At 60.4% G+C, this 14,214-nt stretch carries 11 protein-coding genes and 5 pseudogenes; 15 read left to right on the plus strand and 1 reads right to left on the minus strand.

Annotated elements, in window-relative coordinates; genetic code table 11:
• Positions 1 to 235 precede the first annotated feature (235 nt).
• The 11 genes and pseudogenes from OLZ32_RS24605 to OLZ32_RS24650 all read left to right on the plus strand — a co-directional run.
• Positions 236 to 583, plus strand: a complete 348-nt coding sequence (locus tag OLZ32_RS24605; protein WP_264399571.1) for a DUF488 domain-containing protein — start codon at positions 236 to 238, stop codon at positions 581 to 583.
• A gap of 147 nt (positions 584 to 730) precedes the next feature.
• Positions 731 to 889: pseudogene (locus tag OLZ32_RS39585) on the plus strand (DUF4142 domain-containing protein); the annotation flags it as partial.
• Positions 865 to 1,224, plus strand: a pseudogene (locus tag OLZ32_RS24610) (nitrile hydratase subunit alpha); the annotation flags it as partial. The pseudogenes OLZ32_RS39585 and OLZ32_RS24610, both read left to right, overlap by 25 nt.
• A gap of 13 nt (positions 1,225 to 1,237) precedes the next feature.
• Positions 1,238 to 1,495, plus strand: a pseudogene (locus OLZ32_RS24615) (nitrile hydratase accessory protein); the annotation flags it as partial.
• Positions 1,479 to 2,062 (plus strand): annotated as a pseudogene (locus tag OLZ32_RS24620) (GlxA family transcriptional regulator); the annotation flags it as partial. The pseudogenes OLZ32_RS24615 and OLZ32_RS24620, both read left to right, overlap by 17 nt.
• Before the next feature lie 306 nt (positions 2,063 to 2,368).
• Positions 2,369 to 3,271: a LysR family transcriptional regulator gene (locus OLZ32_RS24625; RefSeq protein ID WP_264399570.1), complete on the plus strand. Its 903-nt coding sequence runs from the start codon at positions 2,369 to 2,371 to the stop codon at positions 3,269 to 3,271.
• Positions 3,272 to 3,390: 119 nt separating this feature from the next.
• A complete protein-coding gene (locus OLZ32_RS24630; RefSeq protein WP_264399569.1) occupies positions 3,391 to 4,287 on the plus strand; it encodes an NAD-dependent epimerase/dehydratase family protein in 897 nt (298 codons plus the stop codon).
• Positions 4,288 to 4,339: 52 nt separating this feature from the next.
• Positions 4,340 to 5,308, plus strand: a complete 969-nt coding sequence (locus OLZ32_RS24635) for an aldo/keto reductase (RefSeq protein ID WP_264399568.1) — start codon at positions 4,340 to 4,342, stop codon at positions 5,306 to 5,308.
• A gap of 74 nt (positions 5,309 to 5,382) precedes the next feature.
• Positions 5,383 to 6,207 carry an aldo/keto reductase gene (locus OLZ32_RS24640; RefSeq protein ID WP_130745953.1) on the plus strand — a complete coding sequence of 275 codons (825 nt, stop codon included), beginning with the start codon at positions 5,383 to 5,385 and terminating at the stop codon, positions 6,205 to 6,207.
• A gap of 90 nt (positions 6,208 to 6,297) precedes the next feature.
• Complete coding sequence (locus OLZ32_RS24645; protein WP_264419781.1) at positions 6,298 to 7,329, plus strand: aldo/keto reductase; 1,032 nt, start codon at positions 6,298 to 6,300, stop codon at positions 7,327 to 7,329.
• 44 nt (positions 7,330 to 7,373) lie between these two features.
• Positions 7,374 to 7,919: pseudogene (locus OLZ32_RS24650) on the plus strand (MFS transporter); the annotation flags it as partial.
• A 57-nt stretch (positions 7,920 to 7,976) separates the two neighbouring features.
• Here the strand turns inward: OLZ32_RS24650 and OLZ32_RS24655 are convergent.
• Positions 7,977 to 8,816 carry an SDR family NAD(P)-dependent oxidoreductase gene (locus OLZ32_RS24655; RefSeq protein WP_264395831.1) on the minus strand — a complete coding sequence of 280 codons (840 nt, stop codon included), beginning with the start codon at positions 8,814 to 8,816 and terminating at the stop codon, positions 7,977 to 7,979.
• A 152-nt stretch (positions 8,817 to 8,968) separates the two neighbouring features.
• On the opposite strand from OLZ32_RS24655, the gene OLZ32_RS24660 reads away from it, so the two are divergent.
• From OLZ32_RS24660 to OLZ32_RS24675, 4 genes are read left to right on the plus strand one after another with little or no spacing between them, the layout of a single operon-like run.
• A complete protein-coding gene (locus OLZ32_RS24660; protein WP_264395832.1) occupies positions 8,969 to 10,276 on the plus strand; it encodes an extracellular solute-binding protein in 1,308 nt (435 codons plus the stop codon).
• Entirely contained in the window at positions 10,276 to 11,235 is a 960-nt protein-coding gene (locus tag OLZ32_RS24665; RefSeq protein ID WP_003550941.1) for a carbohydrate ABC transporter permease, read from the plus strand. The genes OLZ32_RS24660 and OLZ32_RS24665 overlap by 1 nt, the downstream gene beginning before the upstream one ends.
• Positions 11,232 to 12,053 carry a carbohydrate ABC transporter permease gene (locus OLZ32_RS24670; RefSeq protein ID WP_264395837.1) on the plus strand — a complete coding sequence of 274 codons (822 nt, stop codon included), beginning with the start codon at positions 11,232 to 11,234 and terminating at the stop codon, positions 12,051 to 12,053. The genes OLZ32_RS24665 and OLZ32_RS24670 overlap by 4 nt, the downstream gene beginning before the upstream one ends.
• A gap of 4 nt (positions 12,054 to 12,057) precedes the next feature.
• Positions 12,058 to 14,109 (plus strand): alpha-L-fucosidase, encoded by a 2,052-nt coding sequence (locus tag OLZ32_RS24675; RefSeq protein WP_264395839.1) that lies wholly within the window; start codon positions 12,058 to 12,060, stop codon positions 14,107 to 14,109.
• Positions 14,110 to 14,214 lie beyond the last annotated feature (105 nt).

Genomic DNA, 14,214 nt, shown 5'->3' on the forward strand with positions numbered 1-14,214 from the left:
AATCGAAAAATATCAGCGGTGAACGACCGAGCAATACCAGTTGCGCGCGAAAAATCAATTATGACAGTCCGGAGGTAGGCGAGTGTGGCTAATTGGCAACCATATTACTTAAGTTGAGTGAGATGGATGCGGCTTGAACAGGCCAACACCTGTTCCTCCGGCTCCAGCTTGGAACCAAAACCTTGGCACGCGTATTCGTCGAGATTGGCTTTCGAACTTATGACGGGGTGAGAAAATGGCCTTGCACATCAAAAGAATCTACGAGCCGAAAGACGACAAGGACGGCACGCGCATCCTGGTCGATCGTCTATGGCCTCGCGGATTGAGCAAGCAGGATGCAGCAGTCGATATCTGGTTGAAGGATATAGCACCAAGCCCGACGCTGCGCCGTTGGTTTGGCCATGATCCCGCCAAATGGATCGAGTTCCAACGCCGGTATCGGGACGAGTTGGAGAAGAATCCCTCCGCCGTCGAGGAGCTGAAACGCCAGATCCAGCAAGGGGACACGACGCTTCTCTACGCTGCGAAAGACGTACAGCACAATCACGCCATCGTGCTTCAACGCTTCCTCGGCAAAGACTGACGCGTCGGTGACCGACGTCGATGACACCCGGCCTCCCCGTGTCCGAAATTTCTGGGAACCTTTTCGTCCGAGCTGCATCCAATGCTCGCTTCCGAAGGCACACATCGTTCCCGCCGGAAGGCATCCAGTCACGACAAAAGGAAGACAGTGTTGAAACGAATTCTCGGCGCCACTCTGCTGGCGGCATCGCTCGGCACGGCTTCGCTCGCCGCCGATGCCAAGCGGACCGATCCTCAGATCGCCCACATCGCCTATACGGCGGGACAGATCGATGTCACCGCGGCAGAGCGGACGCCGAGGGCGAGCACATGCGCGCGGTGGCCAACGCCCCCGATGTCCATAACCTCATCATCTGCACGCTGTGCTCCTGCTATCCCTGGCCGGTGCTCGGCCTGCCGCCCTACTGGTACAAGGACCCGACCTTCCGCAGCCGCGCCGCCCGCGAGCCGCGCGCCGTGCTGACAGAGTTCGGGCTGGCGGTTCCCGATGCGGTCGAGATCAAGGTCTGGGATTCCAGCGCCCAGATCCGCTGGTTCGTCGTGCCGGAACGCCCGGCCGGTACGGATGGGCTTTCCGAAGCGGAACTCGAGGCCCTTGTCACCCCGGAAGCGATGATGGGTGTCGCCGTCGCCAGGGCAGCGCGAGGAGGGCGCCGTGCTGACGCAATTCGAGCATTTCGCCGTCACCGAGATGATGGGCAGCATCGACAATCCGCCGCGGGCGAACGGCTCGCTTTGCTTCGGCAGCGAGTGGGAGCGAAAGGCCTTCGGCATGGCGCTTGCGCTCGCTAAGGACGGCTTCTTCGAACGGGACGAGTTCCGGGACGAGCTGATCGGCGCGATCGGCGCCTGGGAGGCCGCCCACCCGGTCGATCGATCCTCCTGGAACTACTACGATCAATTCCGGCGCGCTCATCACGGCAGCGGGCGTCACCTCGGGCATCGATCTGGCGCTCTCGCTGGTCGAAGAGGATCACGGGCGCGACATTGCGATGATCGTCGCCCGCTACATGGTATGTTCATGAAGCGTCCCGGAGGACAATCGCAGTTCAGCGCCCACCTCGTCGGCCAGATGTCGGAAACGACGCTGATCCAGAAGGCGCAGGAATATGTGCTGGCAAATCTCGGCGCTCCGCTCGCCGTCGACGATCTTGCGCAGAAGATCGGCATGAGCAAACGCAATTTTGCCCGCGTATTTCGCCGTGAGCTCGGCATGACACCGGCTGATTTCGTCACGGCGGCGCGAACCGATGCGGCCCGCCGCTTGCTGGAGGATACCGCCCAGCCGCTACAAAAGATCGCCGCCATGTGCGGCTTTAGCGACGTGAACGCGATGCGCCGCGCGTTTGCGCGAACGATCGGCGTTAGCCCGAACCACTATCGCGGCCGATTTCAACGCCCCGCGTCCGCCAGTTTCGAGCGATTGAAGCATTCAGCCTACGAGATCCGGTTGGGATCCCGTCCGGAATTACGATTGTAAGCGAGCGCTCGGCGCAACCGTTGCTCGGCTGAGCAGTGCCGGACCACCTTTCAGCTGCTAGTTGGTGCCACTTTCCATTGCGCCCGAGAATTTAGCACAGTTTCAGGAGCGATATTTCTCTTACCTCGTGAGCACCTCCGAGTGAAAACCGGAGATTGAAAGGCTGTATGATACGGGGTAATTCTGTGATCGGCAGTGGAGAATCCGAGCCGGGAAAGCTGCAGCCGGGTGCTGAGTTGCACCGAACGAGCTGGAGCCTTTAAGACCGGTTGCGAAGTATCGCCAAACTAGCCTCCTGAGATCAACATGCAGTTCAAGCGCAATGAAATTCACGAACTGTCGATCTTTCTCGCGATAGTCCAGTACCGTAGTTTTCGGAAAGCGGCGGATCACCTGGAAGTAACGGCTTCCGCCCTAAGCCACAGCATGAAGGCGCTTGAGCAAAGGCTGGGCGTTCGTCTCCTTAATCGAACCAGCCGCAGCGTTGCACCAACCGCCGCCGGAACAGCCCTCGCCGAGAAGATTTCTGCCGGGCTCGAGCTTATCAACTCCGGATTGGAGGACTTGAACGGACATTACCAAGGTGGCGCCGGCAGCATTCGCATCAATGTTCTGAAAGATGCCGCCGTTCTGCTTTTGCGGCCAGCCATCCCGGCGTTCCAGCAGCGCTTCCCGAATGTCGAACTTGAGGTCGCCGTGGATGACCAGTTCGTCGATGTCACCGCGGACGGCTTCGATGCCGGTATCCGGTACAGCGGCACCATCCCGGAAGACATGATCGCAGTTCCTCTTACTCCTCCTTTAAAATGGGTCGCGGTCGCTGCCCCTGATTATCTGAGAAGTCATGGTCGCCCTGTCATGCCGGAGGACCTCAATTCTCACCGCTGCATCCGGATACGGACGGGCCGCGGCCAGATCTACAAGTGGGAATTCGAACGCGGCGATGATCGCCGCGAGATCGACGTTCCCGGAGCGTTGATATCAGGCGAAACCGATCTTGCCATCAATGCGGCTCTGGAAGGCGCCGGGCTGTGCTATTGCCTGGAAAGGCTGGCAAGCCCCTATGTCTCCGCAGGGCGCCTGGAGGTCGTTCTTCCCAAGTGGGCGTCGATGGGCCCGCCGTTTTCGATGTATTATTCCAGCCGGCGGCAGCTCCCCTTCGGCGTCGACGCGCTGATCAGGATCGTTCGCGGGCTGAACGGATTGTAGAGGCTGCTTCCAATCGATGAGCCTAGCTCATCGGTTCAGTGATTTCCACTCTATTGATTCATCGCTCCCCCACGTTGTACCGCTTCTATCGAACCTTCATCAGGAAGCGGACACACCACATGAGCAAGCGGATCATCTTTACCGGCGGCAGCGGCAAGGCCGGCCGCCATGCGGTTCCATATCTGGTGGGGAAGGGACACAAGGTCCGCAACCTCGACCTCGTTCCCTTGAACTGCCCCGGCGTGCAGACGTTGATCACCGACCTCAGCGATAGCGGCCAGACCTTCAACGCCCTGTCGATGCATTTCAGCGGCGAGGGTCTGCAAACGCCGGGCGGACCGGCCAAGGTCGACGCCGTCGTGCATTTCGCGGCTATACCGAGCCTGCTGCTCAAGCCCGACAACCAAACTTTTTCGGTCAATGCGGTCTCGACCTACAACGTCATCGAAGCGGCGGTGAAGCTCGGCATTCCCAAGGTGATCATCGCGTCCAGCGAAACGACCTACGGCGTCTGTTTTGCCGAGGGCGACAAGGATTTCCATTCGTTTCCGCTCGAAGAAGACTATGACATCGACCCGATGGACAGCTATGGGCTTTCCAAGGTCGTCAACGAGAAGACGGCCCGCGCCTTTGCGATGCGCAGCGGCATCGACATCTACGCTTTGCGGATCGCCAACGTCATCGAACCGCATGAATACGAGCGTTTTCCAGGCTTCCTTGCCGATCCGCCAACACGCAAGCGCAACGCCTGGAGCTACATCGATGCCCGCGATCTCGGGCAGATCGTCGATCTTTGCCTGCAGGCCGACGGCCTCGGCTTCCAGGTCTTCAATGCCGTCAACGACACGATCACGGCAAGCGAGCCAACGCGGGATTTCCTCGGCAAATGGGCGCCGGACACGCCGATCCTCCGGGAGCTCGGCGAATTCGAAGCGCCGCTCTCGAACCGGAAGATCCGGGAGGTTCTCGGTTTCAAGGAAGAACACAACTGGCGGAAATACGTTACCGGCGCATGATGCCGCGAGGCGCATTTCTGGCACCGCCGATCAACAACTTTGAGGAAAGACCATGAAGACCACAAGACTTGGCAAGACAGGGCTTGAAGTCAGCCGCATCTGCTTCGGCTGCATGTCCTTTGGCAAACAGACGGACGAACGCCCATGGGTTCTGGGGCTCGAAGAGGCGCGGCCACTCTATAAGCGCGCATGGGATGCCGGCATCAATTTCTTCGATACGGCCAATGTCTACGCGCAGGGCACGAGCGAAGAGATCACCGGCGTCCTGCTCAAGGAACTGGCGCCCCGCCAGGAGATCGTGCTGGCGACCAAGGTGTTCGGCCGCATGCGTCCCGGCCCAAACGGCCAGGGTCTTTCCCGTGCCGCGATCCTTACCGAGATCGACAACAGCCTGCGCCGCCTCGGCACCGACTATGTCGATCTCTACCAGATCCACCGCTTCGACCCGTTCACGCCGGTCGAAGAAACCATGCAGGCGCTGAACGACGTCGTGCGCGCCGGCAAGGCCCGCTATATCGGCGCATCCTCGATGTGGGCCTGGCAGTTTTCCAAGCTCCAGCATGCAGCCGAGGTCAACGGCTGGACGAAGTTCGTTTCGATGCAGAACCAGGTCAGCCTCACCTATCGCGAGGAAGAACGCGAAATGCTGCCGCTCTGCAGCGATCAGGGTATCGCCGTCATTCCGTGGAGCCCGCTTGCCGGCGGCAAGCTGACCCGTCCCTGGGGCACCGAAACCAAGCGCGCCACTACCGACCGCTACAACAAGAGCATGTATGAGAAGACCGGCGATCGGGACGTCGTCGAGGCCGTCGAAGCCGTCGCCAAGGCGCGCAAGACGTCCATGGCGCAGGTCGCGATGGGCTGGGTGCTGCAGAAGCCGGTCGTGACCTCGCCGATCGTCGGCGTCAGCAAGATGAGCCATCTCGAAGATGCGATCGCCGCGGTCGACTTCGAACTCACCGGTGATGACGTCAAAGCGCTTGAAGCCCCCTACAAATCGCTGCACGTCGCCGGTTTCTGACGACAGCGCCGCGCGGCTTTTCAGACACGCAAACGACATTGTAGCATTTTTGAATTGCTGCACAGGAAGACAACATGACGAGAGAAGCAATGGTCGCCGGCATCCCGCAGATGGGGTACGGCACATGGAACCGCTCGGCCGATGAAGCCCATCAGGGCGTCATCTGGGCGCTCGAAGCCGGATGCCGCCACATCGATACCGCCCAGGGCTACGGCAACGAGCAGGATGTCGCCCGCGGCATCAAGGACGCCGGCGTGGCGCGCAACGAAATCTTCATCACCACGAAGGTGAAGCCCGACAATTATGGCCCTGGAGCCGTCATGCCGTCGGTCAGGGAAAGCCTGGAAAAGCTCCGCGTCGACCAGGTCGACCTGTTGCTCCTGCACTGGCCGTCGCCGCATAACAAATATCCGCTTGCCGATTATCTCGGCCAGTTCGCCGAGGTTTTCGATTCCGGCCTTGCCAGGCAGATCGGCGTCTCGAACTTTACCAAAGCGATGATCGACGAAAGCATCCGCCTGCTCGGCAGCCGCACGATCACCACCAACCAGGTGGAGTGCCACGTCTATATGCAGAACCGGCCGATCATCGATTATTGCCAAAAGCTCGGTATAGCGGTTACGGCCTATTCACCGCTCGCGCGCGGCGCCGTCGTCGGCGACCCGGTTCTTGAAGAGATCGGCAAGGCCCGCGGCGCCACCAGCGACCAGGTCGCGCTGGCCTTCCTGATCGCCAAGGGGCATGTCGTGATCCCGTCTTCCAGCAAGAGGGGCCGCATCATGCGGAATTTCGAAGCCCGCAAGATCACGCTGACGCCGGCCGAGATCAAACGGATCGAAGGCCTCGAGAAGGGCATGCGACTGGTAAACGGCGATTGGTGCCCCGTTTGGGACGTGTGAAGGCAGTTCGCTGCTCGTTCTTTCACCGCCGTCGACATCGAAATGACAGCCGCCGTTGATGCCGCAGTTGTGTTCAAAGAGGAGATGAATATGGATTATCGCAAGCTCGGTCCCAGCGGGACCGTCGTCACCGCCTATTGCCTCGGCACCATGACCTTCGGCGCGGAGGCCGATGAGGCCGCCTCGCACAAGCTGCTCGACGATTATTTCGCCTGGGGCGGCAATTTCATCGATACCGCCGATGTCTACAGCGCCGGCAAGTCGGAAGAGATCATCGGGCGTTGGCTGAAGGCGCGCCCGACCGAGGCCCGCCAGGCGATCGTCGCCACCAAGGGGCGTTTTCCGATGGGCAACGGCCCCAATGATATCGGCCTGTCGCGCCGGCATCTTAGCCAGGCGCTCGACGATTCGCTCCGCCGCCTCGGCCTCGAGCAGATCGACCTCTACCAGATGCATGCCTGGGACGCGTTGACGCCGATCGAGGAAACGCTGCGCTTCCTCGACGATGCGGTTTCCTCCGGCAAGATCGGCTATTACGGCTTCTCCAACTATGTCGGCTGGCATATCGCCAAGGCCTCGGAGATCGCCAAGGCGCGCGGCTATACGCGTCCCGTGACGCTGCAGCCGCAATATAACCTGCTGGTGCGCGACATCGAGCTCGAGATTGTCGCGGCCTGCCAGGATGCCGGCATGGGTCTGTTGCCGTGGTCGCCGCTCGGCGGCGGCTGGCTGACCGGCAAGTACAAGCGCGACGAGATGCCGACCGGCGCCACCCGCCTCGGCGAAAACCCCAATCGCGGCGGCGAATCCTATGCGCCGCGCAATGCGATGGAGAGAACCTGGGCGATCATCGCTGTCGTCGAGGAGATCGCCAAGGCGCATGGCGTCAGCATGGCGCAGGTGGCGCTGGCCTGGACGGCAGCGCAGCCGGCGATCACGTCCGTGATCCTCGGCGCCCGCACGCCGGAACAGCTCGCCGACAATTTGGGCGCCATGAAGCTCAAACTCTCCGACGACGAGATGGCCAAACTGAACGAGGTGAGTGCGCCCCAGCCTTTCGACTACCCCTATGGCAAGGGCGGCATCAACCAGCGTCATCGCAAGATCGAGGGCGGGCGGTAGTTCGTGGACTGGGACGGTGGCCGAGCCGCCGTCCGGTTTGCCTCGTCACGGCGCTTGTCTCATCAGTCGTCCGCCAAGCGGGCATTTCGATGGAACTCCATCTCGCCGCCACCTTGTCACGGTTCTTGTCATCGGCATCTGGACAATCTCCGGCATGCGGAATGCGCCGGCGCGGATCGCGTTGCATGAAGGCAAGGCACCGCTGGTAGCGCTTCCCACCTGGGGCCCAATGCCGTTCTGCGTGATCGGCATCGCGGCCTTTCTCGTCGAAGGCGCCGGGATCGACTGGTCGGCGATCTATTTGCGCGATGTGTTTTCGGTCGAGCCCTTCATTGGCGGACTGGGATTGACGCTCTTTACCTTCTGCATGGCGCTGGCGCGCCTGTTCGTCGATCCGTTGGTCGATCGGTTTGGCGCGCGGGCCGTCGCCACGATGTTGCTTGTTCTTTCGGCGATCGGCATCTGCGCCGTGTTGGGGGGCGCCGCATTCCTATGTCGCGCTGGCAGGCTTTGCCTTGATGGGCGCCGGCTGCAGCGCGGTCTATCCTCTCGCTGTCTCGGCGGCGGCCCAACGCACAGATCGCGCGGCGCTCCGGGCTGCCGGCGGAGGTACCGCTGCGACTGCTCGGAGCGCCGTTTCATCGCCCTCAGAGTTTCTGTTGCTCTATCGCGCTGAAGCGCAATGCCCTTCCATCGGCTTCTGCCAAAGCGTCCATTTCCTTTTCGAGTACATCTCGATCGTCGACGCCGCGCAAGAGGCGACCAGCAAGCACATCGAACCGGCCAGCGGCGATGTCCGCGATAAGAAGTGCAGCTCGAGAAGGGTGGATATCGATGCCGTCGTCGAAGAGCTGCTGGATGGCGGGCAGATAAGTTTTGCCTGCCTCCGAAAACAACTGCTTTTCCGTCATGTCGGTTCGTACGAGCCCGGGGTCGACGGCAAAGGCGCGTATGCCATGAGCGATCGTCGTATCATTGAGACACTCGGTCAGCCGCATGATCGCTGCTTTACTCGATGCGTATCCGGAACCGTGTGGAAAACTATTGCCCGTCCCTCCGCCAACCAGGTTGATGATCCGGCCTCTGCCGCGCGCCAACATTGTCGAACAAGCCGTGCGGGAGGTGTGAAACGTCCCTTGCAAGTTGATTTCCACATCCCGCCACCAGGCAACAGGGTCACACTCCCATATCGGTCCGAAAGCCTGGAAAGAACCGTGATTGTTGACTAACGTATCAACCGAACCGAACTCAGATGCGATCCGGGCAAAAGCGTTTTCGACGGCGCTGTATTGGGTAACGTCGGTCGTCACAGCGATCGCTTGCCCGCCTTCATCTTCAATCAGCGAGGCTGTTTCCTCGATCTCAGTGGCGGTTCGCGCAAGCACCGCGACCTTGGCGCCTTCTCGCGCCTGCCGGAGCGCGATCTCCCGACCGATTCCTCTACCGCCACCGGTGACGACCGCTACGCTGTCCTTAAGCCGGGTCATTTTGTGCTCCTATCTTGTTTAGTGCTGCCGCCACGCAACGGTTCGGCTCGTTGAGCACTATCAGACAAAACCCTTGCTAGTTTCAAGATAGATGATAACGTTTCAATTAAATTGAGTGCCAAGGGCAAAGTCAACGTTTGGGAGGATGTGACATGACCAACAGCAGTGGATTCACGCATGAGATACGTCGCCGCACCCTGCTTGCGGGTGCGGGAAGTGCCGCATTGATGGCGTTGGCGGGTAGCGCCAACGCGCAGGATAGCGTGAGCGGCGAACTTGTGGTGCTGAATTGGCTCGGTGGTTCCGAGCTCGACATGATGCACCAGATCCAGAATGCATTTACGGCGAAATATCCGAAAGTGACGATCAGGGAAGTTGCCATTACCGGCCAAGGAGACATGCGCGGTGGCATCCGCACGGCACTCATGGGCGGCGAAGTGGTCGATGTTCTCTACAACACCTGGCCGGCCTTCCGGAAGGAACTGCTCGATGCCGGCATGCTGCGGCCGATCGACGACCAATGGAAGTCCTTCGGCTGGGACAGGCTCATCAGCCAATCCTGGAAGGATCTCGGCGCTATAGCCGGCAGGACCTATGGCCTGACTTACACCTTCGGCAACCGCTCCGGCATCTGGTACAAGAAGGAGCACCTTGCCAAGGCGGGCATCACCGAGCCGCCGAGGAGTTGGGACGAGTTCGTCGCCAGCTTTGCGAAGCTTACAAAAGCTGGGTTCGCGGCTCCGGTCGCTATTCCCGGCAAATACTGGGCGCATGCCGAATGGTTCGAAACGCTGCTACTGAGAACGGCAGGCGTCGAGACGGCTTCGAAGCTGGGCGCGCACGAAATTTCGTGGACCGATCCGGCCGTGAAGAATGCGCTTACAAAATATGCCGAAATGTTGACCGCGGGCTGCTGCGGTGCGCCGAACAGCATGCTCGCCAACGACTGGGACGGGGAAGCCGACCAAATCTTCCAGGCGAATTCCAAAAATTTCCTGCTGATCGGCATGTGGATGAATAACCGCGCCAAGAATGATTACAAACTCACCGAAGGTAAGGATTACGGCCTCTTCCAGTTCCCCGCCCTCGGCATGGGTCATGACGACACGTCGAGCGTCGATACCAAGGAACTGCTCGTCACGGCAAACGGCCCCAATCCGAAGGCAGCCGACGCCTTCCTCGATTTCTGGACAAGCGCCGAGGCTGCCAACATTCTTGCCAAGAACGGCTATGCATCACCAAGCAGCAATACCGACACGTCGCTCTATGGCGAGACGCAGAAGGTGGCGACATCAGCGGTCGCAAGCTCGAAGCTGCAATTCGTGCTCGGAGATCTCCTGCCCGGCGATCTCGTCGATGAATATCGCGTGCAGCTGCAGAAATTTCTGCAGGATCCCTCGGATGCTAATATCGATAGCGTCCTTGCGGCAATCGAAACCAAGGCCCAGGGTTCCTACTGATGGCCGGCACCTCCGCTTCCCCCGCGCGGGAAGCGGCGGGCGTGATGCAGGTTTCCCCGCTAGCGGTCAGCATTGAAGGCCGCCGGCGTCTGCTCAGGGACACGCCCGCCGCATTGATCCTGATCGCACCCGTCATCGTGCTCTTTGCCCTCGCCGTGGTCTATCCGCTGGTGGAGACTATCCGCTTGAGCTTCTGGGACATACAGGGCCTGCGGAAGCCTTCCTTCATCGGCTTCGGCAATTATGTGCGGCTGTTTTCGGACGCCGCCTTTCGCAGCACGCTGCTAACGACCCTGATATTCACGATCGGGACGACGGTGATTTCCGTCTCGATTGGCTGGGCTCTGGCAATGACGTGCGCGTTCGCGCCACGACAGACGCTGCCGTTCCGCGTGATGATCTTTGCCGCCTTCGGTATTTCGGAGGCAGTTTCGGGCTACATGTGGATCGGCATCTACAGGGCCGATGCCGGCGGCCTGCTCAATTCGCTGATCCAGCTTTTCGGGTTTCCCGGCTTCTCGCATGCTTGGCTCGGCGATGCCAACACGGCGCTGTGGGCACTCATCATTGCCGCATCGTGGAGCGGCGTCGGCTTGCCCCTGATGCTGATCTTCGCTGCCATCCAGGCAATCCCGAAATCCGTGCTCGAAGCAGCCTATATGGACGGCGCCAAGCCGCTCTCGACCATGCGCCATATCATGATGCCGCTATCGATGCCCGGCGTGCGTGTCGCGGTTTTCATCAATCTTCTGGGTGCCCTGCGCGCCTTCGACATCATCTACATCCTGACGGGCGGCGGACCGGTGCGCTCAACCGAGACGGTCGGCTATTTCATGTACCGGGAATCCATGACCCAGTTCAAACTGGGCTATGGCGCCGCCGCGACCGTCATCCTGCTGCTGGCCGTGCTCATCGTCTCGATCCCCGCCATCATCCAGCGAACGGCAGGTGCGAAATGATCGGCAAGGCTCCCCGCTGGATTGTCATATTCGTCGGCATCATCGCCTGCATCTGGGTCATCCCAATCGCCGGTATCGTTGTTACATCCCTGCGTCCTCCCGAGGGCGTCTCGCTTGGCTGGTGGCACTTCGAGCGCTTCGATCTGACCTTCGATGCGTGGCAGCGCGTCTGGGACAAATATCCGCTCTCCCAATCCATGTGGGTGACGATGAAAACGGCGGGGATTGCGACGGCGCTGACGATGCTTTTGACGCCGGCAGCGGCCTACGCCTTCCATTTCCTCACTTTCCCGTTCCGCCGCATCTTGCTGATCATCATCATCAACGCTTTCGTGCTGCCGCAGCAGGTTGTCATCATTCCGCTCTTCACGCTGTGGCGCGATCTCGGGCTGATCGACAACATTCTCTCCGTTCTCATTCCCTATGTCGGGATGTCCTTCGCTTGGTCGATCTTCCTCGTCAAAAATTTCTTCGAGGATTTCCCACGCGAACTCGTGGAAGCTGCCAAGATCGACGGCTGCGGACCGATTGCGACTTTCCGTCATGTGGTGCTGCCGAACAGCCTGTCGCCGATCTTCGCCGTCGGCATCCTGCAGTTCCTCTGGACCTGGAACGCCCTGCTGCTGCCGATGCTTTTCCTGCGCAACGATGTGCCCCTGCCCGTGCTGCTCGCCCGCATCTCCGGCAGCTACGAGATCAATTGGGACCTGCGCTCGGTGGCGGCGATCATCACGACAATCGTTCCCCTCCTCGTCTTTCTTATCTTCCAACGTCAGTTCGCCGCCGGCTCTCAAACCCGCACCGGCGCAAAGGAATAGGACCATGCCTAACACCGCAAACAAGCCGCTGCGCTACCGCCAGATCCATCTCGACTTCCACACGTCGGAACATATTCCCGGCATCGGCGCAGATTTCGATCCGGATACCTTCGTTTCAACCTTGAAGGCGGCGCATGTCGACTCCATCACGATCTTCGCCAAGTGCCATCACGGCTGGTCCTACTATCCGACCAAGGTCGGCAAGCCGCATCCGCAGCTGGCCCGCCCGGACCTCCTCGGCGACATGGTGAAGGCGCTGTCGGCGGCCGATATCGAAAGCCCGATTTATATATCGGTACAGTGGGACGAGCTGACGGCGCGCGAACATCCCGAATGGCGCGCCATGACCGCGTCGAACCAATACCATCACGACCGTCCGGACGACCCTTCGGCGGGCAAGCAGCTTAGCCCGGCGTGGCATACGCTCTGCCTCAACCATGCCGGCCTTCGGAAATACATTCTCGATCAGGCGCGCGAAGTCGCGCAAAGCTATTCCACGCAGGGTCTGTTCTTCGATATCATCCTCACGCCGGATTGTGTATGCCCGGCTTGCATCGAGCGCATGCAGTGCGAGGGCCTCGATCCAGAAAATTCGGCGGACCGGCTGAAGAACGACGAGGCCGTCAACGAACAGTTCCGGCGTGAAACGAGCGAGGCGCTGTTCAAGGAGTTCCCTAATCTCCGCGTCTTCTACAATTGCGGACATATCCACAAGCAGGGCCCGAAGCGCTTTTCCACCTATTCTCATCTCGAGCTCGAAAGCCTGCCGACGGGCGGTTGGGGTTACGATCACTTTCCGTCCAGCGCGCGCTACGCGGCAACGCTCGGCATGGATTTCCTGGCTCATACAGGCAAGTTCCACACCTCGTGGGGCGAGTTCGGCGGTTTCAAGCACCCTGATGCGTTGGAATATGAATGTGCGCAAATGATCGCGCTCGGATCGAAGTGCCTGGTCGGCGACCAGTTGCATCCGAACGGCGCCATCAACCCGGATACTTACGCTTCGATCGCGCCGGCTTATCGACGCGTTGAAAAGCTGGAGCCGTTTCTGGATGGCGCCAAGCAGGTCTCCGAGATCGCTATATTGTCCGCCGAGCACATGAACCCCAAGGGCGCGCGCAATCACCCGAGCGACGATGGCGCGGCACAGATGCTGCAGGAGCTGAAGCGGCCCTTCGACGTACTCGACAGTTCCGCTCGTTTCGAGGCGTACCGACTGCTGATCCTGCCGGATGAAATCCCGGTCGATGCTGCCCTTGCGGCGCGGCTGAAAGCCTATCTCGCCGGTGGCGGCAAGATCATCGCCTCCTGGCATTCGGGTATCGGCGAAGATGGTGCATTTGCTGTCGATTTCGGCATTGAGCGGCAGGCAACGCCGGTCGCGTTCAGACCGAGCTATGTGAAGGCGGGCAAGGACCTAGATCCGTCCATGCCGGAAACGGCCTTCGTTTTCTACGATGAAGCCGAAACCGTCCGCGCGGTCGGCGCAACGGTGCTGGCCGGTATCTACCCCTCCTACTTCAACCGGACTTACAAACATTTCTGCTCGCACCAGCATGCTCCGGACGATACAGCCGCTGATATGCTTGGCGCTGCCGTGACCGAGCATGGAGGCACCGCCTATATTGCCTACCCGATCTTTCGGCTTTACCGGGCCATTGGCCAGCCGCTTTATAAATATGTTGTTCGCGGGCTTCTCGATCGTCTCGTTCCCGATCCGGCGATGGTTACCGATCTTCCCTCATCCGGCCGGGCAACGCTGACCCGGCAGATTGGGCACAATCGCCACATCCTGCATCTTCTTTACGGACCGCCGCAGATCCGCGGCAAGGATGTTCGTGGCGATGACGGCTCGACACGGGTGATGGAAATGATCGAGGACATCCCGGCGATCGGCCCGGTAAACGCCAGCGTGCGGTTGCCGGCAAAGCCGAAGCGGGTTTTCGATGCCATGACCGGAGAGGATCTGGCCTGGGAAGCCGGCGCAGACGGCGCCATCAGCATCACAGTGCCGCGCCTGCATATCCACAGCGCCGTGGTGTTCGAAGGCGTCTGATGCAGGTCGAGGTAGGGGAACCGTCGGACATTGCTCTTGCCGCCCGCAACGCTGGTGGGCGGCAGAGCGCTGGGCTATACGACGGAAAAGCGCTTCCCCTGGCGC

The organism is Rhizobium acaciae, from assembly GCF_025941625.1.
GTDB lineage: Bacteria > Pseudomonadota > Alphaproteobacteria > Rhizobiales > Rhizobiaceae > Rhizobium > Rhizobium acaciae.

Bases quoted from the DNA above. Each gene is read 5' to 3' on its own strand.
- OLZ32_RS24645 (WP_264419781.1), top strand. From the start codon at position 6,298: ATGGATTATCGCAAGCTCGGTCCCAGCGGGACCGTCGTCACCGCCTAT.
- OLZ32_RS24625 (WP_264399570.1), top strand. From the start codon at position 2,369: ATGCAGTTCAAGCGCAATGAAATTCACGAACTGTCGATCTTTCTCGCG.
- OLZ32_RS24665 (WP_003550941.1), top strand. From the start codon at position 10,276: ATGGCCGGCACCTCCGCTTCCCCCGCGCGGGAAGCGGCGGGCGTGATG.
- OLZ32_RS24660 (WP_264395832.1), top strand. From the start codon at position 8,969: ATGACCAACAGCAGTGGATTCACGCATGAGATACGTCGCCGCACCCTG.
- OLZ32_RS24635 (WP_264399568.1), top strand. From the start codon at position 4,340: ATGAAGACCACAAGACTTGGCAAGACAGGGCTTGAAGTCAGCCGCATC.
- OLZ32_RS24655 (WP_264395831.1), bottom strand. From the start codon at position 8,816: ATGACCCGGCTTAAGGACAGCGTAGCGGTCGTCACCGGTGGCGGTAGA.
- OLZ32_RS24670 (WP_264395837.1), top strand. From the start codon at position 11,232: ATGATCGGCAAGGCTCCCCGCTGGATTGTCATATTCGTCGGCATCATC.
- OLZ32_RS24605 (WP_264399571.1), top strand. From the start codon at position 236: ATGGCCTTGCACATCAAAAGAATCTACGAGCCGAAAGACGACAAGGAC.
- OLZ32_RS24675 (WP_264395839.1), top strand. From the start codon at position 12,058: ATGCCTAACACCGCAAACAAGCCGCTGCGCTACCGCCAGATCCATCTC.
- OLZ32_RS24630 (WP_264399569.1), top strand. From the start codon at position 3,391: ATGAGCAAGCGGATCATCTTTACCGGCGGCAGCGGCAAGGCCGGCCGC.
- OLZ32_RS24640 (WP_130745953.1), top strand. From the start codon at position 5,383: ATGACGAGAGAAGCAATGGTCGCCGGCATCCCGCAGATGGGGTACGGC.